Origin of the sequence: Paraburkholderia phymatum STM815 (assembly GCF_000020045.1) — a bacterium.
Lineage (GTDB): Bacteria > Pseudomonadota > Gammaproteobacteria > Burkholderiales > Burkholderiaceae > Paraburkholderia > Paraburkholderia phymatum.
In genome coordinates this window covers 2,488,543-2,513,250 of record NC_010622.1, presented here as the reverse complement: position 1 = coordinate 2,513,250, position 24,708 = coordinate 2,488,543, and the positions used below count along the sequence as shown (strand labels likewise).

Sequence of the window (24,708 nt, the reverse complement as noted above, 5' to 3'; positions counted from 1 at the left end):
CGGATTCAGCGCTTGCTGCGTCTGATCTGTTCTTCGAATGCCAGGTCGAGCTTGCTGGCCTTGCGCGGCTTTTTCGGGCCGTAGTCGTCGACGAATTTGACGAACGCGTCGAGCGGCAGCGGATCGGACACCTTCTGGTCCGCGCCGCTCGATCTGTCGACGAGATAGAACAGTCCGCCCGACAGACTGATCGCCGCAAAGCGAGGATTGCCGCTGCGGGTCTTCAGCCGTTCGACGGCGTGGATGGCTCGGGTCGTGCGCATGATGGGTGCTGCCGTGCAGCGCTTGAGGTTTTTGAGATCGCTGCACGATTCTACGACGTATACTCGCCCGCCGGTCGTCGGCCGCTCATTGGCCGCTCATTGGCCGTTCACTGGCCGTTCAGCCCTCCCATCATGTCGCGCTGCGCCAGCAGCGTTGTGTAGAACTTCGAAGCGATACTCGCCATGCCTTCACTCCAGGACGCGCTCGATGCGCTTGCCCATGCGCCCGACGACATCGAACGGTTGCGCGCCGTCTGCGTTGCACTGCTCGAAGACATGCGCGACGACGAAGTGCTGCCGTACACCGAGCGTGCGCTCGCGATCGAGCCGCGCGATCTCCACTTCGTGGACTGGCACGCGCATGCGCTGACGCTGCTCGGCCGGCATTTCGATGCCGTCGCGACATGGCGCAAGCATGCCGCGCTGCCGTGGCGGCCTGCCTATTACAGGATGAGCCTCGGCCAGAGCCTCGTGATGTCCGGCGATACCGAGCGCGGCATTCCCATGCTGCACGGCGCGTGGCAGCAGGCCGCCGCCGATGGCGAATGGTTCGCGCAGAAGGCCGGGCATCTGTACGGCGAGGCCTTGCTGCGCACGTCGCGCCCGGCGGGCTTCGAGCAGTGGCTCGCCCGCAATTGCGGCGACACGGGCAGTTACCGGCCTGCCGGCATTCCCGTGTGGTCGGGCGAGCGCGATCTGCGCGGCAAGCGCGTGCTGATCGCACATCAGTTGGGTTTCGGCGATCAGTGTCTGCTGTTCGCAGGCGTATCGCAGTGGCGCGCGGCGGGCGCCGAGTTGATGCTCACCTGCGATGTTCATCTGCATCCGCTATTGCAGGCGTCGCTGCCCGGCTGCCGAGTCGTGAGCGCACCGCGTCCGTTGCGACGTGACGAGCCGTTGCCGGACGCCCTGGCGAACGAGGTACGCGCGTTCGCGCCCGATCTGTACGCAACGCTGCTGCATCTGCCGTTGCTGGCCGCGCAGCAGGCGTCGCTGCCGTCGCCGTTCTTCCCGGCGTATCTGCGCGCGCCCGAGGGCGAGCGCGAGACGGCTGCCGCATGGGCGCGGGATCTGCGCGCGGCGCAGCCGGGCAAATCGCTGATCGGCATTTTCTGGGACTGCAATCAGCGGCATGCGCATGAAGTTGGCGCGGTGATGCGCTGTTCGGCGATCCGGCGCAGTTTGCCGCTGACGGAAGTGAATCATCTCGTGACTCACCCGTCCGTGGCAGCGAAGCGGCATTTCGTGAGCCTGCATCATCCTGCTGCGCAGCGCTTCGCGGGGATGCCGTCGGGCAACATCAGCGTGTACGAGCCGGGTATCAGGACGTTCGCAGAAACGGCCGCGTGCATCGAGCAGATGGACGCCGTCGTCGCCGTCGACTCGAGCGTCGCGAACCTGAGCGCGATGCTCGGCAAGCTGACCGTCGTGCCGCTGAATCTGACGAGCGAATGGCGCTGGGGCGTGGAAGGCGACCGCTCGCCGTGGATGGAGCATGTCAAGCTGCTGCGCCAGACGTTGATGGGCGACTGGCGCAACGTGATCGACGAGGCGGTGGCGTTTCTGTCGTGAGAACTGGGGCGGCAGACCGCGCCCCTTGCCAGACCGGACGGGCAGCGCTCACTGGCTGAGGTAAGTGAACTTCCCGCCCTTGATGACGCCCATTACGCTCGCCCGCTGGTCGAGGCCGACGTGGTCCTTCGCGCTCGTATTCACGACGCCGTTCGGCACCACGAGTTCATGGGCATGCTCGAGCTCTGTGCGCAGCGCCGCGCGAAACTCCGGCGTGCCCGGCTGCGCCGTCTTCAACGCGCGCGCAACGGCATCCTGCAGACGCGGATAGACGCCTGCGGCATCGCCCGCGAACTGCGTGACCGTGTTGGGTCCATATTGCTTTTCATACGCGTCGACGAAAGCCAGCGCGGCCTTCTTCGCGGGATGATCGGCGGGCAGCGTGCGTGCGACGACGACGGGCTGCGTCGGAAACAGCGTGCCTTCGACATCCTTGCCGCCGAGCTTGATGAACTCCGGCGTTGCGATGCCGTGCGTCTGATAGATCGCGCCTTTATAGCCGCGCTCGACGAGCGTGCGCTGCGGCAGCACGGTTGGCGTGCCCGCACCCGCGATCAGCACCGCATCGGGCTTCGCCGCCATCAGCTTGAGTATCTGGCCCGTGACGCTCGCGTCCGTGCGATTGAAGCGCTCGGTCGCGATCACCTGAATGTGGCGCAGCGCCGCGAACTTCGTGAACTCGTTGAGCCAGCTGTCGCCATAGCTGTCCGCGAAGCCGATGAAGCCGACCGTCTTCACGTTGTGGTTCGACATGTAGCGCGTCATCACGTCGGCCATCGCGCTGTCCGTCTGCGCCATCTTGAACGCCCAGATCTTCTTGCCTTCCTGCGGCTCGACCACGCTTGCGGAGCCGATCAGCGTGATCATCGGCGTCTGGCTTTCGGCGACGGGATCGAGCGCGGCGAGCGCTGCGGGCGTGATGTTCGGGCCGACGACCACGTCGACATGATCTTCGTTGATCAGCTTGCGGATGTTGCGCACGGCCGCGCCCGGATCGGAGCCGTCGTCGAGCACGATGTATTGCGCCGGCCGTCCGGCAATCGTCTTCGGCCACATCAGCATCGCGTTCTTGCTCGTGATGCCGATTGCGGCGGCGGGCCCCGTGCTCGACAGGTCGATGCCGACCTTGATGTCCGCGTGCGCGGCGGCGGCGCCGAACAGCGCGCCGATCGCGGCGGCGCGCGTGAAGCGGCGCAAGGTGCTGCTCAGTTTGTTCTTCTTGGGGTGCGACGACATGCGATCGATCTCCTGGCGGTAACGGTTTGGCCAAAGCGGTTCGGCTAGAGCAGTTCGGCCGACGCAGCGGTGGTGGCTGTTGTTATAGCGAATCAAAAAACTCAAAGCTCATACGTTTCGTGCTCGCCCTTGAGCGCCTGCTCGATCAATCGACGGTTCAGGTTCGGCGACAGCAGTTCGACGAGCGTATACACATAGCTGCGCAGATACGCGCCATGCTTGAGCGCGACGCGTGTCACGTTGCTGCCGAACAGGTGCCCGACGGGCATCGCGCGCAGATGGCGGTCGCGCTCGGCGTTGAACGCGATGTCGGCCATGATGCCGACGCCCAGCCCCAGTTCCACGTAGGTCTTGATCACGTCCGCGTCAATCGCTTCGAGCACGATGTCGGGATGCAGCCCGCGCAGGCGGAACGCGTCATTGATCTTGGTGCGGCCGGCGAACGCGTTATCGTAAGTAATCAGCGGGTATTGGGTCAGATCGTCGAGCGACAGCTGTTTGCGCTCCAGCAAGGGGTGATCGGCGGGCATCACGGCCAGATGGTGCCAGGTGAAGCACGGCAACGACACCAGTTCCTTATAGGTCGAGATCGCTTCCGTCGCGATCGCCACGTCCGCCTGATCGTGCAACACCAGTTCGGCGACCTGGGTCGGGCTGCCTTGCAGAATCGACAGATGCACCTTGGGAAAGCGCTTCTTGAACTCGGCGATCGCGGCGGGCAGCGAATAGCGCGCCTGCGTGTGGGTTGCAGCGATCACCAGATTGCCCTGGTCCTGCGCCGCGTAATCTTTACCGACCCGCTTGAGGCTCTCCACTTCCTGCAGGATCCGTTCGACGGACGCCAGAATGATCCGCCCCGGCTCCGTCAGGGAGCGCACGCGCTTGCCGTGCCGTGTGAAGATTTCGACGCCCAGCTCGTCTTCCAGCTCGATGATCGCCTTGGAGACGCCAGGCTGGCTTGTATACAGCGCTTTCGCGGCCTCGGTCAGGTTGAAATTCTGTCGCACGGCCTCGCGCACGAAGCGGAACTGATGCAGGTTCATATATAACCTCGCCGCATATCAAAAGAATTTTTTAGTCGTTTGAAATATAAGGCGAGTTTATTACGATTTGTCCAGTTTTTCCAATATGGATATCTGTTTTTGTCATTAGCAAATAAGAGATGCGTCTAAACGGCATGCTGCCAGCGCACTCAAAGCTGACTGGCTAGAAGAATCCGAGGCGTGGCGTAACCGGAACGCCACGTCGTGTGAGACGAACACAAACCCTGGGGTCACCGAATGTACCAATACGATCAGTACGACCAGACCATCGTCGATGAACGCGTCGCGCAGTACGCCGACCAGGTTCGTCGCCGCCTGTCGGGCGAATTGAGCGAAGAAGAGTTCCGTCCGCTGCGTCTGCAGAATGGCCTGTACATGCAGCGCCACGCGTACATGCACCGCATCGCGATTCCGTACGGCAACCTGCGCAGCGATCAACTGCGCATGCTTGCGACCATTGCGCGCGAGCACGACCGTGGCTACGGCCATTTCTCGACGCGCTCCAATATCCAGTACAACTGGATCCAGCTCGAGGACACGCCTGAAATCCTGCGCAAGCTCGCGTCCGTCCAGATGCACGGCATCCAGACGTCGGGTAACTGCATCCGCAACATCACGGCCGATCAGTTCGCGGGCGTCGCGCCCGACGAAATCGTCGATCCGCGTCCGTGGGCGGAAATCTTGCGCCAATGGTCGACGTTCCACCCCGAGTTCGCATGGCTGCCGCGCAAGTTCAAGATTGCCGTGTCCGGCACGAAGGAAGACCGCGCGGCCGTGCAGATCCACGACCTCGGCGTCTATCTGAAGAAGAACGCAGCGGGCGAAGTCGTCGCGAGCATTCTGGCGGGCGGCGGTCTCGGCCGTACGCCGATCATCGGCGCGATCATCAAGCAAGACCTGCCGTGGCAGCATCTGCTGACCTATTGCGAAGCCGTGCTGCGCGTGTACAACCGCTATGGCCGCCGCGACAACCTGTACAAGGCGCGCATCAAGATTCTCGTGAAGGCGCTGTCGCCCGAGAAGTTCGCGCAGCAGGTCGAAGAGGAATGGCAGCATCTGAAGGACGGCCCGTCGACGCTGACGGAAGCCGAAGTTGCGCGCGTGGAGCAATACTTTGCGCCGCCCGTGTATGAAAAGCTGCCGGACACGGATGCTTCGTTCGAAAAGCATCTGCTCGAAAGCAGGCCGTTCGCGCGCTGGGTCGAGCGCAATGTGCGCCCGCATCGCGTGTCGGGCTATGCGTCGGTGACGATCTCGCTGAAGCCGCGCGACATCGCGCCGGGCGATGCAACGGACACGCAGATGGAAGCCGTCGCCGACTGGGCGGACCAGTATTCGCTCGGCGAGATCCGCGTGTCGCACGAACAGAATCTGATTCTCGCGAACGTCAAGAAGCGCGACCTGTACGCGCTGTGGGAGCAGGCGAAGGCGCAGGGTTTCGCAACGCCCAACATCGGCCTGTTGACCGACATCATCGCGTGCCCGGGCGGCGATTTCTGCTCGCTCGCGAATGCGAAGTCGATCCCCATTGCGCAAGCCATCCAGGAGCGCTTCGACAACGCGGACTTCGTGCACGACCTTGGCGACCTGTCGCTGAACATCTCGGGCTGCATGAACTCGTGCGGCCACCACCACGTCGGCAACATCGGCGTGCTGGGCGTCGACAAGGACGGCTCCGAGTGGTATCAGGTGTCGCTCGGCGGCGAGCAGGGCACGGGCGTGGACGGCGCGAAGCTCGGCCGTGTGATCGGCCCGTCGTTCTCGGCGGAAGAAATGCCGGACGTGGTGTCGAAGGTGATCGACACGTTCGTCGAGCACCGCATCGACGGCGAACGCTTCATCGACACGTACAACCGCATCGGCATCGCACCGTTCAAGGAACGCGTGTACGCATCGCGTCAACCGGCTCACGCGTAACGGCAAGGGATCAAACAGATGGCATCGATTATCAAGGACCGCGCAATCGTCAACGACGACTTCACGGTTGTGCGCGCAGCCGCAGACGGCGCGCTGCCCGAAGTGAGCGCCTTGCCTGCCGGCAAGATCATTGTTCCCCTCGCATTGTGGCAAGCCTCGCGGGACGAACTGACGGCCTCGCGCGGCGTGCAGGAAATCGGCGTGTGGCTCGCGCCGGACAGCGAACCCGTCGACATCGTCGCCGACTTCGACAAGCTCGCGCTGATCGCAGTCGACTTCCCCGTATTCCGCGACGGCCGCGGCTACAGCACGGCGCGCCTGTTGCGCGAACGCTATGGCTACAAGGGCGAGATTCGCGCGATCGGCGACGTGCTGCGCGACCAGATCCGCTTCTACGAGCGTTGTGGTTTCAACGCGTACGCGCTGCGTGCGGACAAGGATCTCAACGACGCGCTGAAGGCATTCACCGAATTCACCGTGCAATACCAGGGTGCGTTCGACGATCCGTCGCCGCTGTTCCGTCGGCGCGAAGCGGCCGCTGCTGCGCAAAAGGCCACGGCATGACGGACGCTGCCGCTCTCACGCCCGAGCTTCAGGCGAAGATCGAGCGTCTCGACGCGCTGCTCGATACGATCGGCCAGCGTCACGAGGCGGTCAAGTTCGCCAGCAGCCTCGCAGCCGAAGACATGCTGCTGACGCACGCAATTCTGTCCCGCGGCGTCAAGATTGGCATCTTCTCCCTTAATACGGGTCGCCTTCATGCGGAAACGCTCGGTATGATCGAGCGCGTGCGCGAACGCTATGGATACGACATCGAACAGTTTCATCCGCAAGCGGCCGCGGTCGACGAATACGTCGCGCAGCATGGCTTGAATGCGTTCTACGAAAGCATCGACCTGCGCAAGCGGTGCTGCGAAATCCGCAAGGTCGAGCCGCTGAACCGCGCGCTTGCCGACGTCGGCGCATGGGTCACCGGTCAGCGTCGCGAGCAGTCGGTGACGCGTGCGGAACTGCACGAGGAAGAGCACGACGGCGCGCGCAACATCGCGAAGTACAACCCGCTCGCCGACTGGACGGAAGCCGACGTATGGGCTTACCTGAAGGCGTTCGACGTGCCCGTGAATCCGCTGCATGCACGCGGCTATCCGAGCATCGGCTGCGAGCCGTGCACGCGGGCCGTGCGCCCTGGCGAAGACAGCCGGGCAGGGCGCTGGTGGTGGGAATCGCGCGACACGAAGGAATGCGGTTTGCACATTACGACGATCCCGGTGACGGTGATCGGCGAGAACGCCTCGGCCTGATGTGCATCCCCACGCCGACGACGCAGATTTCGATTGAATCTTTACGTGTCGCATGCATCGGGTGAGAGCCCGACCATGCGACACGAACCAACGAAGGACCCAAACATGAGCACGACGCTCGATTCGAATCTCAACGCACCGCTGTCCGTGACGGCGAACCGGATGGATCACCTCGACTGGCTTGAGGCCGAGTCGATTCACATCCTGCGCGAACTCGTCGCCGAATGCAGCAAGCCCGCGCTGCTGTTTTCGGGCGGCAAGGACTCCGTCGTCGTGCTGGCGCTCGCGTTGAAGGCATTCGGCCTCGGCGCGAACCGCAAGACGCAGCTGCCGTTCCCGCTCGTGCACATCGACACGGGTCACAACTACGATGAAGTGATCGACTTCCGCGATCGCCGCGCGCAAGAGATCGGTGCGCAACTGGTGGTCGGTCACGTCGAAGATTCGATCAAGCGCGGCACCGTGCGTCTGCGTCGCGAAACGGACTCGCGCAACGCGGCGCAAGCCGTCACGCTGCTCGAAACTATCGAGCAATACGGCTACACGGCGATGATCGGCGGTGCGCGCCGCGACGAAGAAAAGGCGCGCGCGAAAGAGCGCATCTTTTCGTTCCGCGACGAGTTCGGCCAGTGGGATCCAAAGGCGCAGCGCCCGGAACTGTGGAGCCTCTATAACGCGCGTCTGCATCAGGGCGAGCATCTGCGCGTGTTCCCGATCTCGAACTGGACGGAACTCGATGTGTGGCAATACATCGCCCGCGAGAACCTCGAACTGCCGTCCATCTACTACGCGCACAAGCGCGAGATCGTACGCCGCAACGGCCTGCTCGTGCCCGTGACGCCGCTCACGCCGATCCGCGAAGGCGAGTCGAGCGAACAGGCGCTGGTGCGCTTCCGCACGGTGGGCGATATCAGTTGCACGTGCCCGGTTGAAAGCGATGCGGACGATGTCGAAAAGATCATCGCCGAAACGGCCGTGACGGAAATCACGGAACGTGGCGCGACGCGCATGGACGACCAGACGTCGGAAGCAGCGATGGAACAGCGCAAGAAGCAAGGTTATTTCTAAAGAGCACGCAGAGGAAAGAGTCAACATGAGCCGCATTGAGCAACCCGCGCATCAACCTGAAGACCTCGGCGTGCTTCGTTTCATCACGGCAGGCAGCGTCGACGACGGCAAGAGCACGCTGATCGGCAGGCTGCTGTACGACAGCAAGGCCGTGCTGTCGGATCAGCTGTCGGCGCTGTCGCGCGCGAAGAACAAGCGCACGGTCGGCGACGAAATCGACCTGTCGCTGCTCACGGACGGCCTCGAAGCCGAGCGCGAGCAGGGCATCACGATCGATGTCGCGTATCGCTACTTCGCGACGGCCAGGCGCAAGTTCATCATCGCCGACACGCCGGGCCACGAGCAGTACACGCGCAATATGGTAACGGGCGCGTCGACGGCGCACGCGGCCATCATTCTTGTCGACGCGACGCGCGTCACGTTCGAGAACGACGAAGCGCAACTGCTGCCGCAAACCAAGCGCCACAGCGCGATCGTGAAGCTGCTCGGCTTGCAGCACGTGATCGTCGCGATCAACAAGATGGATCTCGTCGAGTACAGCGAAGCACGCTTCAACGAGATTCGCGATGCGTATGTCGCGCTGGCACGCCAACTCGGTTTGAGCGATGTGCGCTTCGTGCCCGTGTCGGCCCTGAAGGGCGACAACATCGTGACGGCGAGCGAACGCATGCCGTGGTATGCGGGCGAGCCGCTGCTCGACGTGCTGGAGGCACTGCCCGTCGATACAGCGACGCATGAAGCGCTGCGTTTCCCGGTGCAATGGGTCGCGCGCCAGGACGGCAGCCAGGCCGACGATTTCCGCGGCTACATGGGCCGCATCGAATCGGGCGAAGTGAAGCTCGGCGATTCGATCGTCGTGCTGCCGGCAAACCGCACGGCGACCGTCGCTGAGATCATCGCGCCCGTGCCGGGCGGCACGGCGCAAGTGGACCGCGCGTTCGCGGGCCAGACGGTCACGCTCCGTCTCGCGGAAGACGTCGATGTGTCGCGCGGCGATACGTTCGTGCTCGCTTCCGACCCTGTGCAGCCGGCCAAAAAGCTCGAAGCGGACCTGTGCTGGTTCGACGAGACGCCGCTGTCGACGGCTCGCAAGTATCTGCTGAAGCAGACCACGAACACGGTGTTTGCGCGTGTCGGCGGTATCCAGCAGGTACTGGACGTGCACACGTTGTCGCACGCGACGGACCGCCACGAACTGGCGATGAACGATATCGGCCGCGTGTCGCTGACGCTGCAAAAGCCGATCGTCGCGGACGAGTACGACGCGCATCCGGGCACGGGCGCCTTTGTGCTGATCGACGAAGCGACCCATCACACGGTTGCGGCGGGCATGATCCGTTCGGTTTTCGCCTGAAGCATTTGAAGTTCGCAGTGGAACGGAGCCAGCAAATGGGTAAGGTGTATCTGATCGGCGCGGGGCCGGGTGCGGCGGACCTGATCACGGTTCGCGGTGCGCGGCTGCTGGAACGCGCCGATGTCGTGCTGCACGATGCGCTCGTCGAGCCGGCCATGCTCGACTATGCGCTGCATGCGCGCAAGATCGCGGTAGGCAAGCGCTGCGGCAAGCGCTCGACGGCGCAGCACTTTATCAACAAGCAGATCGTCGATGCCGCGCGCGAGCATGATGTCGTCGTGCGGTTGAAGGGTGGCGATCCGATGCTGTTCGGCCGCGCCGACGAGGAAATGCGCGCGCTCGAGGCGGCGGGTATCGACTACGAAGTCGTGCCGGGCATCACGGCGGCGCTGGCGAGCGCGGCTTCGTTGCGCCGCTCGCTGACGCTGCGCGGCGTGTCGCGCAGCGTCGCGTTCGCCACTCACAGCCGCGCGCCGGATTCCGCTCAGATTCGCGAGCAGGTGAACGCCGATTCGCTCGTGTTCTACATGGGCCGCGACAGCGCGCCCGAGATCGCACAGCAGTTGATCGACGCGGGCCGCGCCGGTTCGACGCCTGTGGCGATCGTCGAAGCGTGTTCGACGCCGCGTGAGCGCATGCTGACGCTGACGCTCGATGGTCTTGCAGCGGGCGATGCGCAACTGTGGCTCGATGCGTCGCAACCTTCGCTGCTGATGATCGGCGAGGCGTTCGCAGAGCGTGTGGCGGCTGTGCAGTCGCGCGGCGACGCCGAACAGGACGCGGCTGCGTTACGAGTCGCCTGAGCGTCGCATTGTCTCTTTGACCGGCCGCATTCGCGCGAGTGAATGCGGCCGATTGTCTTTACTCGATCGTCGCGGGCGGGCATGTGCATTGCGATAATGCTTTCCCTTCGCTTTGCATTCAGTCTTCGCTCATGTCTTTTTCTTCTCTGCGTCGTTCACTGCTGATTGCGCTTGCGGCTGGTCCCATGATCGGCGTACGTGCGCAGCCGGCTTCCTCCGTATCGATCAATCTTGCTGCGCGTGAGCGCTTCGAACAACTGGAGGCATCGAGTGGCGGCCGGCTCGGCGTCGCGGCGCTCAGAACGGCTGACGGTTCCTATGTCGGCTACCGGGAGTCGGAACGCTTTCCGATGTGCAGTACTTTCAAGCTGCTCGCCGTCGCATTGATCCTGAAGCGCAGCATGGCCGAACGCGGCTTGCTCGAAGAGCGCATCCGCTACGGCGACGCTCAGGTCGTCGCTCATTCGCCCGTCACGAAGCGGCACGCAGGCGGCGAGGGAATGACGGTAGGGGAGTTGAGTGCAGCGGCGCTCCAGCATAGCGACAACACCGCGGCCAATCTGTTGCTGACGTCGCTTGGCGGGCCGGAGGTGCTGAACCAGTTTGCGTTATCGATCGGCGACACCTGGTTCGACCTCGTTCGCAACGAACCCGAAGTGAACGCATCGGTGCCCGGGGACATGCGTGACACCACGTCGCCGCGCGCGATGCTGCTCGATGTGCAGAAACTGCTGCTCGCAGACGACGTGCTGGGTGCGCGCGAGCGCGAGCAGTTGAAGGCGTGGATGCTGGGCAATACGACGGGTGCCACGCGCATCCGCGCGGCCGTGCCTGCGGCCGGATGGTTGGTCGCGGACAACACGGGCAGTGGAGACTACGGCACGGCTAACGACGTCGCCGTGGTATATCCGCCCTCGTCGGCGCCGTTGGTCGTCGCGATCTACTTCACGGGCGTGACGCCGAAGGAAACGCCGCCACAGGACGCAATCGTCGACGAGGCGGCGCGAATCGTATTCGACGCGCTGCGATGAACGATGCAGATGCAGGAGCTAACGGTGTGAGCGGCATTCTTTTGCGAAGGCATAGCGTGGATGCCAGCGACGAAAACGCAAACCGACGGCAGCGAAATCAGAATGCCTGCCGCAGGCAATAACCCGCGATCGCCTCGATCACATCGGCATCTTCGCCGACAGCAGTCGAACACCGGATCTCGACGGAGGGATGTGCCGCCCGGCACTGATCGAGAATGACAGGCAAATCACGCCGGATATGCCCGCCTTGTCCGAAGAAAACCGGCACGACGGTAATAACAGACGCGCCATCGGCGACTTGCGCCGCTACAGCGGCGGGCAAATCCGGCGTCATGAGTTCGAGAAACGCAAGGGAGACGGTGCCGGCCGATGCCCCGCGCAGCTCACGCAAACGCGCGGCGAGGCGTTCGAAGGGCTCAGCCCAGCGAACGTCGCGGGCTCCATGCGCGAACAGCACGATTCCATGAGGTCCCATCATTCGATCGCCCCGCAAAAAAGAACAGGCTAGTGCCGGTCGACCCACTTCAGCCCGACCAACCCGAGCACGAGATAGATCAACGCCGGCGTCGCAGCCGTCAACGGTGCAGGCCACGTATTCAGATTACCGATATGCGAGAACAGCGTGTTGAACAGCTGAAAGCTCATGCCCAGCATGATCCCGCCGAACACCTTCACACCGACCACGCCGGCGCGCGTATGCAGATACGCGAACGGCAGCGACAGCACCAGCATCACGAACACCGCGAATGGATACAGCAGCTTGCGCCACAGCGCGATCTCATAGCGCTGCGTGTCCTGGTGGTTCTCGGTCAGATGCTGGATATAGCGGAACAGATTGAACATCGACATCCGTTCCGGCGCGACCAGCAGCACCGACAGGATCTGCGGCGTCAGTTCCGAGCGAAGCGAGTATTCAGGCAACGCCGCCTGCTTCGCGCGATACACGGGATTCAGCGCATCGGCGGGTTTGCTGGCGTCCTGCGCGACGTCGATCAGTTGCGTGTCCGTGACGTCCGTCAGCAGCCAGTGGCCGGGCGGCTGATACTTGCCCGACTTCGCGATGCGCACGTTCGACAGACGGAACTTCGAATCGAATTCGTAGATGCGCACGTTCGAGATCGTCGCGTCGGGCTGCAGCTGTCCGACGTTCACGAAGCGCGTCACCTGCTCGCCGTCGGCGCGCGCCGTCAGCGTGTCTTTCACCCAGACGCCCGACTCGAAGTTGCTCGACACCGATGAGCCCAGCGCCTCGAGACGCACCCGCTCCGACAACTGGTCCGTGTACGGTCCCACGACTTCGCCGATCAGATACGTGAGGAACACGAGCGGAATGCCGATCTTCAGCAGCGAACGCAGCGCCTGATTCGTCGCGAGACCGGACACGCGGAAAATCGTGTACTCGGAATTCGCCGCCATTTGCGCGAACACGTAGATCGCGCTGATCAGCGCGGCGACGGGAATGATTTCGTAGAAGCGCGACGGCGTTTGCAACGCGACGCGCAGCACCGCGTACTGGAACTTGTAGTTGCCGTGGCCGACCGAGTTCAGTTCGTTGATCAGATCGAAGAAGAAGAACAGACCTGAGAACGCGAACAGGATGAAGACGAACGTGAGGTAGACCTGACGCGCGAAATACTTTTCATAGATGCGCATCGGTCACGCCCCCTGCGTCGAGCGGTCAGCCGGGCGGCTGAACATGGCTCGCGTGAAGAGCGGCCGGTTGCGCACCCGCAGCCAGAAAATGAACACGACGATCAGCGCAACGAGAATATGCAGTCCCACGAGGCCGACGCCGAAAGACATCTTGCCTTGCTCGATCCACGACTGCACGACGTTCAGCAGGTTCGAATAGGTCAGATAGATCAGCACGGCCATCACGAGATTGATGGTGCGGCTGCGGCGCGGATTCTGGTGCGCGAGGGGAATCGCGAGCAGCATCAGATTGATCGCGATCAGGGGCAGGCCCGCGCGCCACGCGAATTCGGCGAGATTCTGGCGGGTCGGGTCGCGGAACAGGTCGAGCGTCGGTGTGCCCGTCGTGGTCGGCGTGCTGACCACCGGCTGGCTCTGGATCTTCACGCCGTAGCGCTCGAACTCCATGATGCGGAAGTCGGGATGGCCCGGCTCGCCGTCATAGCGGCGGCCGTTTTCGAGCACCACGAAGCGGTCGCCGTTCTTGTGCGTTTCCGTATGGCCGTTCTTCGACACGACCACGTTGACCTTGCCGTTCTCCGTGCTCGTGACGAACACGTTCTCGACGTGGCCCTGATCGGGCGACATCTTCTCGATGAAGAACACGCGATGGCTCGCGGCCGATTCGCGGAACTGGCCCGGCGCGAGCAGCGAGACCTCGTCGCGTTGCTGGAAGCGCGCGCGGATCAGCTTGCTCTGCTGGTTCGACCACGGCCAGCCGACGAACACGAAGAAGGCGATCAGAATGATGATGGGCGTCGCGAACACGCCGATCGGCCTGATGAAGCGCGCGAGGCTCACGCCCGAGGCGAGCCACACGACCATTTCGGAATCTTTGTACCAGCGGGTGAGCACGAACAGGATCGACACGAACAGCGTCGCGACCAGCATGATCGCGAGATAGCCGATGACCGTGAGGCCGATCAGGACGAGCACGTCGCGCGGGTCGATTTCACCGGACGCCGCGAAGCCGACGATGCGGATCATCATCGTCGTCAGAACCAGCGTGAGCAAAACCATGAACACGGCACCAGCCGTGTACGCCAGTTCGCGCTGGAGAGAGCGTTCAAAAATCATGGTTGATGAGCAGAGGGCGCGCTTCCGTAGACGGCGGGGTTGGGGCCCCTCACGCCTTTCGTGCAGCCGCCGCGGGAAAAATAGCGGATAATTGCGGCTTTCATCCTAAGCCCAGATTTCATCCGAGGACAAGCGCGATGGACTTTAGCATAAAAGCCTGTGATTGGAGCAAAGGCTCGACCAACGGGTTCCTTACCGGCAAATCGGATTGCATCGTGATCGGCGTCTTCGAGTCGCAGACGCTGTCGGGCGCGGCGCTGGAAATCGACGCTGCCACCAAGGGACTGCTCACGCGCATCATCAAGGCGGGCGACATGGACGGGAAGACGGGGAGCACGGTGTTCCTGCATGAAGTGCAAGGCATCGGCGCATCGCGCGTGCTGCTCGTCGGTCTTGGCAAGCAGGATGCGTTCACACAGAAGGTCTACGGCGACGCCGTGCGCGCCGCGTGGCGCGCCATTCTCGGGACCAAGGTCGCACAGGTCACCTTCACGCTGGTGCAAGCGCCCGTCAAGGAGCGTTCGTCGGACTGGGCCGTGCGCGCTGCGATCCTCGCGCTGCGCGAGCTGACCTACAAGTTTACACAGATGAAGAGCAAGCCCGACACCAGCACGCGTGCGCTCAAGCGCATCGTGTTCAGTGTCGACGCCGCGGACGAAAAACTCGCGAAGGTCGCCGTCAAGCAGGGCGTCGCGCTCGCGAACGGAATGGATCTCACGAAAGATCTGGGCAATCTGCCGGGCAACGTCTGCACGCCCACCTATCTGGGCAACACCGCGAAGAAGCTCGCGAAGGACTGGAAGCTGAAGGTCGAGGTGCTTGGCCAGAAGCAGATCGAAGCGCTGAAGATGGGCTCGTTCCTGGCGGTCACGCAGGGTTCCGTCGAGCCGCCGCAGTTCATCGTCCTCCAGTATCAGGGCGGTGCCGCGAAGGCTGCGCCCGTCGTGCTGGTCGGCAAAGGCATCACGTTCGACACGGGCGGCATTTCGCTGAAACCCGGCGACAGCATGGACGAGATGAAGTACGACATGTGCGGCGCGGGCTCGGTGCTCGGCACGCTGCGCGCGGTCGCCGAAATGGGCCTGAAGCTTAACGTGGTCGGCATTATTCCGACCTGCGAAAACATGCCGGCCGGCAACGCGACCAAACCGGGCGACATCGTCACCAGCATGAAAGGCCTGACGATCGAAGTGTTGAACACGGACGCGGAAGGGCGCCTGATCCTATGCGATGCGCTCACCTACGCGGAGCGCTTCAAGCCGGCCGCCGTGATCGACATCGCCACGCTGACGGGCGCCTGTATCATCGCGCTCGGCCACCACAACAGTGGCCTGTTCTCGAAGGACGACGCGCTCGCGGGCGAACTGCTCGACGCTTCGAAGGAAGCGTCCGACCCTGCATGGCGTCTGCCCCTCGACGACGAATATCAGGATCAGCTCAAGTCGAATTTCGCGGACATCGCGAACATCGGCGGCCGTCCGGCGGGTAGCGTGACGGCGGCGTGCTTCCTGTCGCGCTTCACAGAAGCGTATCCGTGGGCCCACCTCGACATCGCGGGTACCGCGTGGAAGAGCGGCGCGGCAAAGGGCGCGACGGGCCGTCCCGTGCCGCTGCTCGCGCAGTTCCTGATCGACCGCGCCGCACAATGACGCGTCGCAGTTCGATCGTACGCCAGGCAGTAAACCGGGATCGCCGATGACCCGAATCGACTTTCATTCGAACGTCGGCGATTCGTTGCTGTATGCATGCCGTCTCGTGCGCAAGGCGTATCAGGCCGGCCAGCCGCTCGTCGTGCTAGCCGAGCCGCCGCGTCTGCGCGCGTTTGACGAGCAGTTGTGGACCTTCTCCGCACTGGATTTCATCCCGCACTGCCTCGCGACGAGTCCGCTCGCGGCGCAAACGCCCATCGTGCTCGCGTCGTCGCTCGACGAGGCGCCGCATCATCAGATACTGTTGAATCTGGGCGCGACCGTGCCGCCGCAGTTCGCGCGCTTCGAGCGCCTGCTGGAAATCGTCGGCAACGCGCCCGACGAACTGGCTGCGGGACGCGACCGCTATCGCTTCTATCGCGATCGCGGCTATGCTTTGAACAATTACAAGCAGGGCGCCTGACCGGTTCCTGTCCGCTCGGTGCGCGGTCTTGTCCCGCATTCTTGTCCGATAGGCGCAGATCCGGCGCGTCCGATCTTTAAAGGGAGAGTTTTCGTGTCCCAATCCTCCGATCCTTCCGACCAAGACATCCCTCTTCTGACCGACGTGATGGAGACGGGTCACGACCCGCACGCAAAGACAAAGCGCCCCAAGCGCAGCGGCTCGCATGAGCATGCGGGTTCGCATGCGCGCAAGCATCGGGCGACGCATGACGGTGCCAGTGCCCATGAAGCGGCAGATGAAGCGGCAGATGAAGCGGCACAGGAAGCGGCTCGCGACGAGTACGACGCGCCGCACGAATCCGCTCCGCATCCATCGCCTTCGCCGCGAGTGGAAGCGGCAGCGCCGCCCGCCGACGATGACGACGTGCCCCTGCTGGATTCCGTCTACGAGTCTCCCGAAGTGCTGAGCGGCCGTGCGCTGCAGCCCGAGCGCGAAGCGCCGCAGGCGCTGGCGCGCGAGCCCGCGCAGTTCGTGCCGGGCGAAGCGGAATTCACGTCGGGCTCAACGGCTGAGCGCTATGTCCCGCCGCCCGTTGCGGACCTGGCGCAGGCTCAGGCGCACCACGCGAGTACCCCGGCCGCCACGACTGACTACGACGCCGACCTGTTGGCCGAGCGTCTGCGCGGCCGTTTCGCGACGTATCTGAATGGGGATGGAAGGAATCTGATTGAAGCACGGTGCCGTGACGCGTTCCAAGATCACACGACCTGGCTCGTCAACCAGATCACGCGCGAAGTCGCGCTCGCGCTGGAAACGGAGATGCTGCGCTGGGTTCGCGAGGCGATCCGCGAAGAACTCGGCAACTCGGCGACGGGTAAGTAAACCGCAACCGGTTACTTGAGCGTCAGGATCCAGCTTGCGAGCGAGGTGGCCTCGTCCGCCGTGAGCTGGGTGTTCGCGGGCATCGGCACGGGTCCCCAGACGCCCGCGCTGCCTTCGAGAATCTTGTGTGTGAGGTAATGAACGGCATCGCTGCGCGACGCATATTTCGCGGCGACATCGTGGAGCGACGGTCCCATGAATTGCCGCGTCACCGAATGACAACTCATGCAGTTCTGCTTCTGAGCAAGTGCGAGCCCTTGAGCCGGTTCCGCGCGTGCCGCGCCCGTGAACGCGAAAGTGCCTGCCAGCACGCATGCCGCATACGACTTCGATTTCATTGTGGTCTCCGCCGGTGACCAGGGCCGGCTCGTGGTGGACGCATTATAAGAGCAAAGGGGCACACGGCGATCCGTGTGCCCCTTTATCCATCGACGCATGCTCTTGCCGGATGGCGATGCTGCGCGGGTCAGCGACGCGGCGCTCCCGTCGATGCGTCAGCCGGTGACGGCGCCCTTGTTGGCCGGCTTCGCGAGCGCCGCGAACTTGGCCAGCACGCCGCGCGTATAGCGCGGCGCGGGCTGCTTCCATGCGGCGCGGCGGCGCTGCAGTTCGCCGTCGTCGACGTTCAGTTGCAACAGCAGCTTGTGGGCGTCGATGGTGATCGAATCGCCTTCCTGCACGAGTGCGATCGTGCCGCCGACGAACGCTTCCGGCGCGACGTGACCCACCACCATGCCCCAGGTGCCGCCCGAGAAGCGCCCATCCGTGATAAGACCGACCGATTCGCCGAGACCCTTGCCGATGATCGCCGAGGTCGGCGCCAGCATTTCCGGCATGCCGGGGCCGCCTTGCGGGCCGAGATAGCGCAGCACGACGACATCGCCTGCCTTGATCTGGTCGGCGAGGATGGCTTCCATCGCACTTTGCTCGTCGTCGAACACGCGTGCGGGCCCTGTGATGACGGGGTTCTTCAGCCCGGTGATCTTCGCGACCGCGCCGTCTTCCGCGAGGTTGCCCTTGAGAATCGCGAGATGGCCTTCGCTGTAAAGCGCCTTGTCGATCGGATAGATCACCTTCTGGTCCGCGCGCGGTTTGGCTGGCACGTCCTTCAGCTCTTCGGCGATCGTCTTGCCCGTGATCGTGATGCAGTCGCCGTGCAGCAGGCCTGCATCGAGCAGCAGCTTCAGCACCTGCGGGATGCCGCCGGCCTTGTGCAGATCGGTGGCGACATACTTGCCCGACGGCTTGAGATCGCAGATGACGGGCACTTTCTTGCGCATGCGCTCGAAATCTTCGATGGACCAGTCCACTTCCGCCGCGTGCGCAATGGCCAGATAGTGCAGCACGGCGTTCGTCGAGCCGCCCGTCGCCATGATCAGCGCAACGGCGTTTTCGATCGACTTCTTCGTAATGATGTCGCGCGGCTTGAGATCCTGCTTGACGGCTTCGACCAGCACGCGCGCCGACTCGGCCGCCGAATCCACTTTCTCCTGATCCGGGTTCGCCATTGTCGACGAGTACAGCAGCGACATACCGAGCGCTTCGAACGACGAGCTCATCGTGTTGGCCGTGTACATGCCGCCGCACGAGCCCGTGCTCGGGCAGGCGTTCTGTTCGACCCCTTCGAAGTCTTCTTGCGACATGCGGCCCGCCGTGAATTCGCCCACTGCCTCGAACGACGACACGATAGTCAGGTCGGTGCCTTTCCAGTTGCCCGGCTTGATGGTCCCGCCGTACACGTAGATGCCTGGCACGTTCATTCGCGCGAGGCCGATCATGCCGCCCGGCATGTTCTTGTCGCAGCCGCCGATCACGACGACGCCGTCCATCCATTGCCCCTGCACGCAGGTCTCGATGCAGTCGGCGATCACTTCGCGCGACACGAGCGAGTACTTCATGCCCTCCGTGCCCATCGACATGCCGTCCGAAATGGTCGGCGTACCGAAGGTCTGCGGATTCGCATCGCTGCGCTTGACGGCTTCGACGGCGGCGTCGGCGAGTCGTTGCAGGCCCGCGTTGCACGGCGTGATGGTCGAGTGGCCGTTGGCGATGCCGATCATCGGCTTGTCGAAGTCTGCCTTCTGGTAGCCGAGCGCGTAATACATCGAGCGGTTCGGCGAACGCGCGACGCCTTGCGTGATGTTCTTCGAACGACGGTTGTACGGCATGGGAACTCCATCCAGTTGTTTTGTCATGCGCCGCCGTGCTCGTGGTCCATACGCGGCGTACCGGCCTCGCGCAGGTTGGGGCGCAGTTTTCCAGTCTAGTCCGGGCGGCGCGTGGGGCAAGAATGGAGTGCAGAGAGAGGAATGTCCAATATATTATTCATGCTCTATTAGGTCGTAAAATGTATCAATGAATCTGCCCCCGATGCCCGATCTGCGCCAACTGCGTTACTTCGTGACCGTCGCCGAAGAGAAGCATTTCGGACGCGCCGCGGCGCGGCTGTCGATGACGCAGCCGCCCCTGTCGCAGGCCATCCGGGCGCTCGAGGACACGCTTGGTGTGGAACTGTTAGCGCGCACGAAGCGCTCGGTCGAGCTGACGCCTGTCGGCGCGGATCTGCTGCCGGAGGTGAGGCGGTTGCTCGCGGGCGCGGAAGGGCTGCGGCCGTTCGCGCAGAGCCTGGCGCGCGGCGAGGCAGGCGTGCTGTCGCTGGCGTTCGTGTCGACGGCAGACTACGGGCTGCTGCCGCCGCTATTGCGCGAATTCGGCACGCGTCATCCGCGGGTGCGGCTCGAATTGCTCGAAGCGACCAGCGACGTGCAGATCGACGAACTGGTGGCGGGGCGTATTGACGCGGGTCTCGTGATCGGGCCGCTACCGCCGCGCTACGCGTCGCACCTGTCGTGGCTGCCGCTCGCGCGCGAGCCCCTCGTGATCGCGATGTCGACGGAGATGGCGGCGCGCATCGAGGGCGCCGGCGAGGGTGCTGCCGAATGGCGTGACGAACCCTTGAGCCTCGCGCAAGCGAGCGATGCGCCGCTCGTCGTTTTCCCAAGGCGTTTGGCCCCAGGCTTTTATGACATCATTATGGATTGCTACGGCGCAGCCGGTCTCACGCCGCGCGTCGGCCAGGAAGCGATCCAGATGCAGACGATCGTGAGCCTCGTGTCGGCGGGCATGGGCGTCGCACTGGTGCCGCAATCGTTGCGTAACCTGCGGCGCACGGGCGTGGTGTATCGTCCGTTGCGCGAGGCGGTGCCTGCCGTAGTCACGGGCCTCGTGTGGCGCACGGAGGAAGTGAGTCCCGTGCTGGCCGGCTTCATCGACATCGTGCGTGCGCATGCCGATGCACTCGCCAGCTAGAGAACGCTTTGCCGTGGCAAGCGTCCAATGCGCTTGAGTCCCGGATTTCCCGAACCCCTATAACGATACGATGCACATCCATCCGAATTTCGATCCCGTCGCCATCCATCTGGGGCCGCTCGCTGTCCGCTGGTACGGCCTGATGTATCTGGTCGCCTTCATCATGGCAATTGTCGTGGGCCGGCTGCGGCTACGTCTGCCGCATGTCGCCGCACAAGGCTGGACGCCGAAGGACATCGACGACATGTTGTTTTACGGCGTGCTCGGCACGATCCTCGGCGGGCGTTTTGGCTACGTGCTGTTCTACAAGGCGAGTTGGTACTTTGCGCATCCTCTCGACGTCTTCAAGGTCTGGGAAGGCGGCATGTCGTTTCACGGCGGCTTTCTCGGCGTGACGTTCGCGATGATCCTGTTTGCATGGCAGCGAAAGCGCACGTGGTTGCAGGTGACGGACTTCGTCGCGCCGATGGTGCCGGCGGGTCTTGCGGCGGGGCGCCTCGGCAACTTCATCAATGGCGAGTTGTGGGGGCGTGTGACTTCGCCCGATGCGCCGTGGGCGATGCTGTTCCCGGGCGCCGCGAACGAAGACGCGGGCTGGCTCGTTACGCATCCGGCGCAGGCTGCGCAATGGCATCTCGCCGATGTGTTCGCGCAATATCACATGCTGCCGCGCCATCCGTCGCAACTGTACGAGATTGCCCTCGAGGGCGTCGTGCTGTTCCTTGTGCTTTGGTTGTTTTCGCGCAAGCCGCGGCCTGTTGGTGCTGCTTCGGCGGTGTTTCTGATCGGGTATGGGCTTGCGCGGTTTACCGTTGAGTTCGCTCGGGAGCCGGACGATTTTCTTGGGCTGCTGGCGCTAGGCTTGTCGATGGGGCAGTGGCTTTCGCTGCCGATGATCATTGCTGGTGTCGTGATGTTGTTGTGGGCGTATCGGAGGAATGGGCGCTCGGCGGCCCAGGCGGCCGGGGTTAGCTGAGGTTTTTGTCTGCGAGCCAGTCGCCATTCTGGTTTTTGCTTTCGCTGGCATCCAGCGAAAGCAAAAACCCAGAAAAAGCCACAAGACAGCAGCCTCACTTCATTTGCACGGACCCCGACACATTGACAGTGACCGTCGCCGTCCCGCCCTCGACGGGCACGGGGGCAGCGGCCTTTGCGCTCACATCCGACCGCATGCTCATCATCATCACCGGCCGCGGCGGCACGCCGCCACTATGTCCGACGCTCACTTCGCGGATCGTGTAGCCGTTGTAGCCGAACGCCTGGGCCGACGCTGTAGCCTGCTGCTTGAACGATGCGATTGCCTGACCTGTCAGCTTCTGCTCGGCAGCGCGCTGTGCCTCCGGCGATAAAGAGAACTGCACATTGCCGACTTGCATGATCGAAGCGATCTGTCCCGCGAGCTTCGAGGCCGCTGCGAAGTCGTGCGACTCCAGCACGATCTCTGTGCGGCCACGCCACGCGGAAATCCGCCCATCGCGATCCGTCGACGGATAGATCGAGAACGATCCCGTGCGCGCCGTCACGCCGCTCACACCCTTGGCCTTTTGCAACGCCTGGTCGGCATGCTGGTTCAGCGCGCCCGTCAACGAGGATGGATCGCTCGCTTCCTGTTCATAGAACAGCGTGATATCGACGACGTCCTGCGGCACTTCGGCGCTTGCCTGCGCGTTCAGCGACAGCACGCCGGCCGGCTGAAACTGTTGCACGACGGTTTGCGCATTGGCCGCGGTAGCCGTGAATGCAAATGCGAGCGGCGCTACGAGCGCCCACGCGAGCGCAGATTTTGTCGTCATTGTTCGACTCCTTCGTTGAGCAGGTTGTGCGTACATGCATTGGCGCGAGGCCGTCGCCCTGGCTCGCGCGGCGCGCGTGGCATGACGCTTGCGAGGCGGTTAGGCGCCTGAAAGGGCCGTCTGGTTCCCCGAGTGGCTGTTCGAATGTGATTTCAACGGATTGCCATGCGTCAGCGCAAACGCGCATTGCGCATCATGCTGCTCGTTTCGCGAGCTGCTTCGTGATGAATGCCCATTCGGCTTCCGTGACGGGCGTGATCGACAGGCGGTTGCCCTTCGCGAGCACGCGCATGTCGGCGAGTTCGGGATGCTCGCGCAACTCGGCCAGCGGTATCAGCGCGATCTTCTTCTTGAACACCACATCGACTAGCGTCCAGCGCGGCGTTTCCCGGTTCGATCTTTCGTCGTAGTACGGGCTCTTCGGATCGAATTGGGTCGGGTCGGGGTAGGGCGTCGAGGACACCTCGGCGATGCCCGCGATGCCCGGCTCCGGGCAGCTCGAGTGATAGAAGAGCACGCCGTCGCCGATCTTCATGATGTCGCGCATGAAGTTGCGCGCCTGATAGTTGCGCACACCCGTCCACGGCAGCGTGCGCTGCGGCGCATTCGCAAGGTCGTCGATGCTTGCTTCGTCCGGTTCGGACTTCATCAGCCAGTAGCGCATGAGTCGGATTGAACGTGAGAAAGAAAAAAGTGTTTGCGAACAGTTTTGCTCTAGCGATCCGCTGCTTGTCACACCACACACGTCGTCTGCATGCCATGCAAGTGAACGAAAAAAAACGGCACCGGACTTGGTCCGATGCCGTTCGTATGGGTCCCCGCCTTAGCCGCTAGGCCGGCATCCTGAACCTGAGGTTCAGAATTGGTCGCAGTTAGCAGCACTTCGGGTACATCAGACTGAGTGACGCGCACGCCCGTGCTACAAATTTCCGCAACCGTGCATATAGCATTGGTTCAAGGAATATATGACCTTGGCGAACCAGGCAGGGAAGCTGAAAAACGTTTGCTCTACAACATGGGCCCGACACCAACCATCAAGCCCGTCAGAATTCCATTTACTGCACGCTGTACTGTTGAATCACAGTGCCAAGCTGCTCGTTCATCTGGTGCATTGTACGCCGGATTTCTTCCGCGGGAAACGATTCTCCGTGACGTACGCTGGCCTGCAGCCTAAGCAGTTCCGATGCCAGCGACAACGCCGCCATCACTGCGATACGGTCCTGGCCCCGCACGGTGCTGTTGGCGCGGATCCGGTTCATCTCGGCGTCGACACGCGCCACCGCTTCGAGCAGCGCCGCTTCCGTTTCCGGCGAGCAGGCAAGACGATAAGGCTGGCCGAGGATCGACACTTCGATTTGCTTCGTCGTCATGCGTTTTCTCCGTGGCGGGTCGCGTCGTTGTTCGCGTCGTGATTGGCCTGCGCCTGCTGTTCAGGCGCAAGGAGATCGAGTTGATTGTCAGCTTCGTGAGCGCGAGCGCGCGGCAGTTTCTCGAGGATGGCGTTGAGGCGCACCTGGGCGTCGTCGATTTTCGCGGACAGGGCATCGCGCTCCGCCTGCAATGCATTGCGTTCTTCGCGGGTCTGGTCGAGTTCTACGCGGGTGGCTTCGCATTCGGCTCGCGCCTGGGCGAGCTGTTCTTCGAGCGCGATGCGCGCTTCGTTATAACGCTGGCTGATCTCGATCAGCCGGCCGATGTTCTGTGACAGTGTTTCGAGTTCGGTGAGCATGTGCTGCGTCCTCTAAAGACATGGCATTCTAGCGCGGAATGTCGCACGCTCGGGCATTTGTCTCGTTTCGAGACGTAACAGTAGCGCTTTAATAAGGCATTATCCAGTGCGCCGCCACGATGCGCGACCTCGATCCACGCATTTTTACCCTTTAAAAAGGGGCTTTTCTAACAAGGGGCAGGCGCGATGCGGATGAGGATCCGCGTTTCTTGACGCGCCTACTCGCCACTTCTACACTTGCGGCACTTTGGTGCCCGCGCGCGGTATCGTCCCGCGCGCAGTTAAACGGGAAGCAGGAAGCGAGTCCGCCCGGATGAGCCAACCTGCGCTGTCCTCGCAACGGTACAACGATGCATGTCGATCCATCGCAATCGTCGAGCCGATCATCGGCCGATGCCGTGCGACGAACGCCACTGCGCATGACGCGTGGGAAGGCGGGTCGGCCAGTCGCCAGCCCGGATACCGGCCAGAGTCGGAGCGCATGACGCTTCCCGAACAGGCATCGGCCCACGAGGAGCGGGCCGCGCACAGGCCTACAGGACTC

25 protein-coding genes, 1 other RNA gene and 1 riboswitch are annotated in these 24,708 nt (G+C 63.2%); of the genes, 13 read left to right on the top strand and 13 right to left on the bottom strand.

What is annotated here, in order from left to right:
• Positions 1–5: 5 nt before the first annotated feature.
• Positions 6–263 (bottom strand): hypothetical protein, encoded by a 258-nt coding sequence (locus BPHY_RS11390; protein WP_012401620.1) that lies wholly within the window; start codon positions 261–263, stop codon positions 6–8.
• Positions 264–446: 183 nt separating this feature from the next.
• Here BPHY_RS11390 and BPHY_RS11385 point away from each other — a divergent pair, with 183 nt between their 5' ends.
• Positions 447–1,835 carry a glycosyltransferase family protein gene (locus tag BPHY_RS11385; protein ID WP_012401619.1) on the top strand — a complete coding sequence of 463 codons (1,389 nt, stop codon included), beginning with the start codon at positions 447–449 and terminating at the stop codon, positions 1,833–1,835.
• A gap of 48 nt (positions 1,836–1,883) precedes the next feature.
• Here BPHY_RS11385 and BPHY_RS11380 read toward each other — a convergent pair whose 3' ends face one another.
• Positions 1,884–3,071, bottom strand: a complete 1,188-nt coding sequence (locus BPHY_RS11380; protein WP_012401618.1) for an ABC transporter substrate-binding protein — start codon at positions 3,069–3,071, stop codon at positions 1,884–1,886.
• A gap of 101 nt (positions 3,072–3,172) precedes the next feature.
• A complete protein-coding gene (locus BPHY_RS11375; RefSeq protein WP_012401617.1) occupies positions 3,173–4,114 on the bottom strand; it encodes a CysB family HTH-type transcriptional regulator in 942 nt (313 codons plus the stop codon).
• 237 nt (positions 4,115–4,351) lie between these two features.
• On the opposite strand from BPHY_RS11375, the gene BPHY_RS11370 reads away from it, so the two are divergent.
• The 7 genes from BPHY_RS11370 to bla all read left to right on the top strand — a co-directional run bounded on the left by BPHY_RS11370 (position 4,352) and on the right by bla (position 11,588).
• Positions 4,352–6,031, top strand: a complete 1,680-nt coding sequence (locus BPHY_RS11370; protein ID WP_012401616.1) for a nitrite/sulfite reductase — start codon at positions 4,352–4,354, stop codon at positions 6,029–6,031.
• Positions 6,032–6,049: 18 nt separating this feature from the next.
• Complete coding sequence (locus tag BPHY_RS11365) at positions 6,050–6,595, top strand: DUF934 domain-containing protein (protein WP_012401615.1); 546 nt, start codon at positions 6,050–6,052, stop codon at positions 6,593–6,595.
• A complete protein-coding gene (locus BPHY_RS11360; protein ID WP_012401614.1) occupies positions 6,592–7,332 on the top strand; it encodes a phosphoadenylyl-sulfate reductase in 741 nt (246 codons plus the stop codon). Before BPHY_RS11365 ends, BPHY_RS11360 begins: the two co-directional genes overlap by 4 nt.
• Positions 7,333–7,437: 105 nt before the next feature.
• A complete protein-coding gene (cysD, locus tag BPHY_RS11355) occupies positions 7,438–8,400 on the top strand; it encodes a sulfate adenylyltransferase subunit CysD (protein WP_012401613.1) in 963 nt (320 codons plus the stop codon).
• Between the two features lie 25 nt (positions 8,401–8,425).
• Positions 8,426–9,754, top strand: coding sequence for a sulfate adenylyltransferase subunit 1 (locus tag BPHY_RS11350; protein ID WP_012401612.1), 1,329 nt, complete (start codon positions 8,426–8,428; stop codon positions 9,752–9,754).
• Positions 9,755–9,789: 35 nt separating this feature from the next.
• Positions 9,790–10,557 (top strand): uroporphyrinogen-III C-methyltransferase, encoded by a 768-nt coding sequence (gene cobA, locus BPHY_RS11345; RefSeq protein ID WP_012401611.1) that lies wholly within the window; start codon positions 9,790–9,792, stop codon positions 10,555–10,557.
• Between the two features lie 131 nt (positions 10,558–10,688).
• Positions 10,689–11,588: a class A beta-lactamase gene (gene bla / locus BPHY_RS11340; RefSeq protein WP_041763983.1), complete on the top strand. Its 900-nt coding sequence runs from the start codon at positions 10,689–10,691 to the stop codon at positions 11,586–11,588.
• Between the two features lie 97 nt (positions 11,589–11,685).
• Here bla and BPHY_RS11335 read toward each other — a convergent pair whose 3' ends face one another.
• From BPHY_RS11335 to lptF, 3 genes are read right to left on the bottom strand one after another with little or no spacing between them, the layout of a single operon-like run.
• The gene (locus BPHY_RS11335; protein WP_041763981.1) at positions 11,686–12,063 is read right to left on the bottom strand and encodes a sirohydrochlorin chelatase; all 378 of its coding nucleotides are present in this window, start codon (positions 12,061–12,063) and stop codon (positions 11,686–11,688) included.
• Between the two features lie 29 nt (positions 12,064–12,092).
• Positions 12,093–13,241: an LPS export ABC transporter permease LptG gene (lptG, locus tag BPHY_RS11330; protein WP_012401608.1), complete on the bottom strand. Its 1,149-nt coding sequence runs from the start codon at positions 13,239–13,241 to the stop codon at positions 12,093–12,095.
• Positions 13,242–13,244: 3 nt separating this feature from the next.
• Positions 13,245–14,357 (bottom strand): LPS export ABC transporter permease LptF, encoded by a 1,113-nt coding sequence (lptF, locus tag BPHY_RS11325; RefSeq protein ID WP_012401607.1) that lies wholly within the window; start codon positions 14,355–14,357, stop codon positions 13,245–13,247.
• Between the two features lie 137 nt (positions 14,358–14,494).
• Here lptF and BPHY_RS11320 point away from each other — a divergent pair, with 137 nt between their 5' ends.
• The 3 genes from BPHY_RS11320 to BPHY_RS11310 all read left to right on the top strand — a co-directional run bounded on the left by BPHY_RS11320 (position 14,495) and on the right by BPHY_RS11310 (position 17,333).
• Positions 14,495–16,006 carry a leucyl aminopeptidase gene (locus tag BPHY_RS11320; protein WP_012401606.1) on the top strand — a complete coding sequence of 504 codons (1,512 nt, stop codon included), beginning with the start codon at positions 14,495–14,497 and terminating at the stop codon, positions 16,004–16,006.
• Positions 16,007–16,052: 46 nt separating this feature from the next.
• Positions 16,053–16,469, top strand: a complete 417-nt coding sequence (locus BPHY_RS11315; RefSeq protein ID WP_012401605.1) for a DNA polymerase III subunit chi — start codon at positions 16,053–16,055, stop codon at positions 16,467–16,469.
• Between the two features lie 93 nt (positions 16,470–16,562).
• The gene (locus BPHY_RS11310; RefSeq protein WP_012401604.1) at positions 16,563–17,333 is read left to right on the top strand and encodes a DUF2486 family protein; all 771 of its coding nucleotides are present in this window, start codon (positions 16,563–16,565) and stop codon (positions 17,331–17,333) included.
• 11 nt (positions 17,334–17,344) lie between these two features.
• Here BPHY_RS11310 and BPHY_RS11305 read toward each other — a convergent pair whose 3' ends face one another.
• Positions 17,345–17,671, bottom strand: a complete 327-nt coding sequence (locus tag BPHY_RS11305; protein ID WP_012401603.1) for a c-type cytochrome — start codon at positions 17,669–17,671, stop codon at positions 17,345–17,347.
• Between the two features lie 156 nt (positions 17,672–17,827).
• Positions 17,828–19,501, bottom strand: a complete 1,674-nt coding sequence (gene ilvD, locus BPHY_RS11300; RefSeq protein WP_012401602.1) for a dihydroxy-acid dehydratase — start codon at positions 19,499–19,501, stop codon at positions 17,828–17,830.
• Positions 19,502–19,688: 187 nt separating this feature from the next.
• Between ilvD and BPHY_RS11295 the strand changes: the two genes are divergently transcribed.
• Both BPHY_RS11295 and lgt read left to right on the top strand, forming a co-directional pair.
• A complete protein-coding gene (locus BPHY_RS11295) occupies positions 19,689–20,642 on the top strand; it encodes a LysR family transcriptional regulator (RefSeq protein ID WP_012401601.1) in 954 nt (317 codons plus the stop codon).
• 70 nt (positions 20,643–20,712) lie between these two features.
• Positions 20,713–21,618: a prolipoprotein diacylglyceryl transferase gene (gene lgt / locus BPHY_RS11290; protein ID WP_012401600.1), complete on the top strand. Its 906-nt coding sequence runs from the start codon at positions 20,713–20,715 to the stop codon at positions 21,616–21,618.
• A 94-nt stretch (positions 21,619–21,712) separates the two neighbouring features.
• On the opposite strand, the gene BPHY_RS11285 is transcribed toward lgt, so the two are convergent.
• The 5 genes from BPHY_RS11285 to BPHY_RS39395 form a co-directional block, all read right to left on the bottom strand.
• The gene (locus tag BPHY_RS11285) at positions 21,713–22,435 is read right to left on the bottom strand and encodes an SIMPL domain-containing protein (protein WP_012401599.1); all 723 of its coding nucleotides are present in this window, start codon (positions 22,433–22,435) and stop codon (positions 21,713–21,715) included.
• A 193-nt stretch (positions 22,436–22,628) separates the two neighbouring features.
• Positions 22,629–23,099, bottom strand: a complete 471-nt coding sequence (locus BPHY_RS11280; RefSeq protein ID WP_012401598.1) for an EVE domain-containing protein — start codon at positions 23,097–23,099, stop codon at positions 22,629–22,631.
• A gap of 147 nt (positions 23,100–23,246) precedes the next feature.
• Positions 23,247–23,428, bottom strand: a non-coding RNA gene (gene ssrS, locus BPHY_RS39120) — 6S RNA.
• 62 nt (positions 23,429–23,490) lie between these two features.
• Positions 23,491–23,805, bottom strand: a complete 315-nt coding sequence (locus BPHY_RS11275) for a cell division protein ZapA (protein WP_012401596.1) — start codon at positions 23,803–23,805, stop codon at positions 23,491–23,493.
• Positions 23,802–24,164 (bottom strand): hypothetical protein, encoded by a 363-nt coding sequence (locus tag BPHY_RS39395; RefSeq protein WP_012401595.1) that lies wholly within the window; start codon positions 24,162–24,164, stop codon positions 23,802–23,804. The genes BPHY_RS11275 and BPHY_RS39395 overlap by 4 nt, the downstream gene beginning before the upstream one ends.
• Positions 24,165–24,395: 231 nt before the next feature.
• Positions 24,396–24,649, top strand: a riboswitch (cobalamin riboswitch).
• Positions 24,650–24,708 lie beyond the last annotated feature (59 nt).

Coding starts and splice junctions, on each gene's coding strand:
- BPHY_RS11390 (WP_012401620.1), bottom strand. CDS start 263: ATGCGCACGACCCGAGCCATCCACGCCGTCGAACGGCTGAAGACCCGC.
- BPHY_RS11275 (WP_012401596.1), bottom strand. CDS start 23,805: ATGACGACGAAGCAAATCGAAGTGTCGATCCTCGGCCAGCCTTATCGT.
- BPHY_RS11305 (WP_012401603.1), bottom strand. CDS start 17,671: ATGAAATCGAAGTCGTATGCGGCATGCGTGCTGGCAGGCACTTTCGCG.
- cysD (WP_012401613.1), top strand. CDS start 7,438: ATGAGCACGACGCTCGATTCGAATCTCAACGCACCGCTGTCCGTGACG.
- BPHY_RS11335 (WP_041763981.1), bottom strand. CDS start 12,063: ATGGGACCTCATGGAATCGTGCTGTTCGCGCATGGAGCCCGCGACGTT.
- cobA (WP_012401611.1), top strand. CDS start 9,790: ATGGGTAAGGTGTATCTGATCGGCGCGGGGCCGGGTGCGGCGGACCTG.
- BPHY_RS11315 (WP_012401605.1), top strand. CDS start 16,053: ATGACCCGAATCGACTTTCATTCGAACGTCGGCGATTCGTTGCTGTAT.
- BPHY_RS11295 (WP_012401601.1), top strand. CDS start 19,689: ATGAATCTGCCCCCGATGCCCGATCTGCGCCAACTGCGTTACTTCGTG.
- ilvD (WP_012401602.1), bottom strand. CDS start 19,501: ATGCCGTACAACCGTCGTTCGAAGAACATCACGCAAGGCGTCGCGCGT.
- BPHY_RS39395 (WP_012401595.1), bottom strand. CDS start 24,164: ATGCTCACCGAACTCGAAACACTGTCACAGAACATCGGCCGGCTGATC.
- BPHY_RS11360 (WP_012401614.1), top strand. CDS start 6,592: ATGACGGACGCTGCCGCTCTCACGCCCGAGCTTCAGGCGAAGATCGAG.
- lgt (WP_012401600.1), top strand. CDS start 20,713: ATGCACATCCATCCGAATTTCGATCCCGTCGCCATCCATCTGGGGCCG.
- BPHY_RS11370 (WP_012401616.1), top strand. CDS start 4,352: ATGTACCAATACGATCAGTACGACCAGACCATCGTCGATGAACGCGTC.
- bla (WP_041763983.1), top strand. CDS start 10,689: ATGTCTTTTTCTTCTCTGCGTCGTTCACTGCTGATTGCGCTTGCGGCT.
- BPHY_RS11320 (WP_012401606.1), top strand. CDS start 14,495: ATGGACTTTAGCATAAAAGCCTGTGATTGGAGCAAAGGCTCGACCAAC.
- BPHY_RS11280 (WP_012401598.1), bottom strand. CDS start 23,099: ATGCGCTACTGGCTGATGAAGTCCGAACCGGACGAAGCAAGCATCGAC.
- lptG (WP_012401608.1), bottom strand. CDS start 13,241: ATGCGCATCTATGAAAAGTATTTCGCGCGTCAGGTCTACCTCACGTTC.
- BPHY_RS11285 (WP_012401599.1), bottom strand. CDS start 22,435: ATGACGACAAAATCTGCGCTCGCGTGGGCGCTCGTAGCGCCGCTCGCA.
- BPHY_RS11385 (WP_012401619.1), top strand. CDS start 447: ATGCCTTCACTCCAGGACGCGCTCGATGCGCTTGCCCATGCGCCCGAC.
- BPHY_RS11380 (WP_012401618.1), bottom strand. CDS start 3,071: ATGTCGTCGCACCCCAAGAAGAACAAACTGAGCAGCACCTTGCGCCGC.
- BPHY_RS11350 (WP_012401612.1), top strand. CDS start 8,426: ATGAGCCGCATTGAGCAACCCGCGCATCAACCTGAAGACCTCGGCGTG.
- lptF (WP_012401607.1), bottom strand. CDS start 14,357: ATGATTTTTGAACGCTCTCTCCAGCGCGAACTGGCGTACACGGCTGGT.
- BPHY_RS11375 (WP_012401617.1), bottom strand. CDS start 4,114: ATGAACCTGCATCAGTTCCGCTTCGTGCGCGAGGCCGTGCGACAGAAT.
- BPHY_RS11365 (WP_012401615.1), top strand. CDS start 6,050: ATGGCATCGATTATCAAGGACCGCGCAATCGTCAACGACGACTTCACG.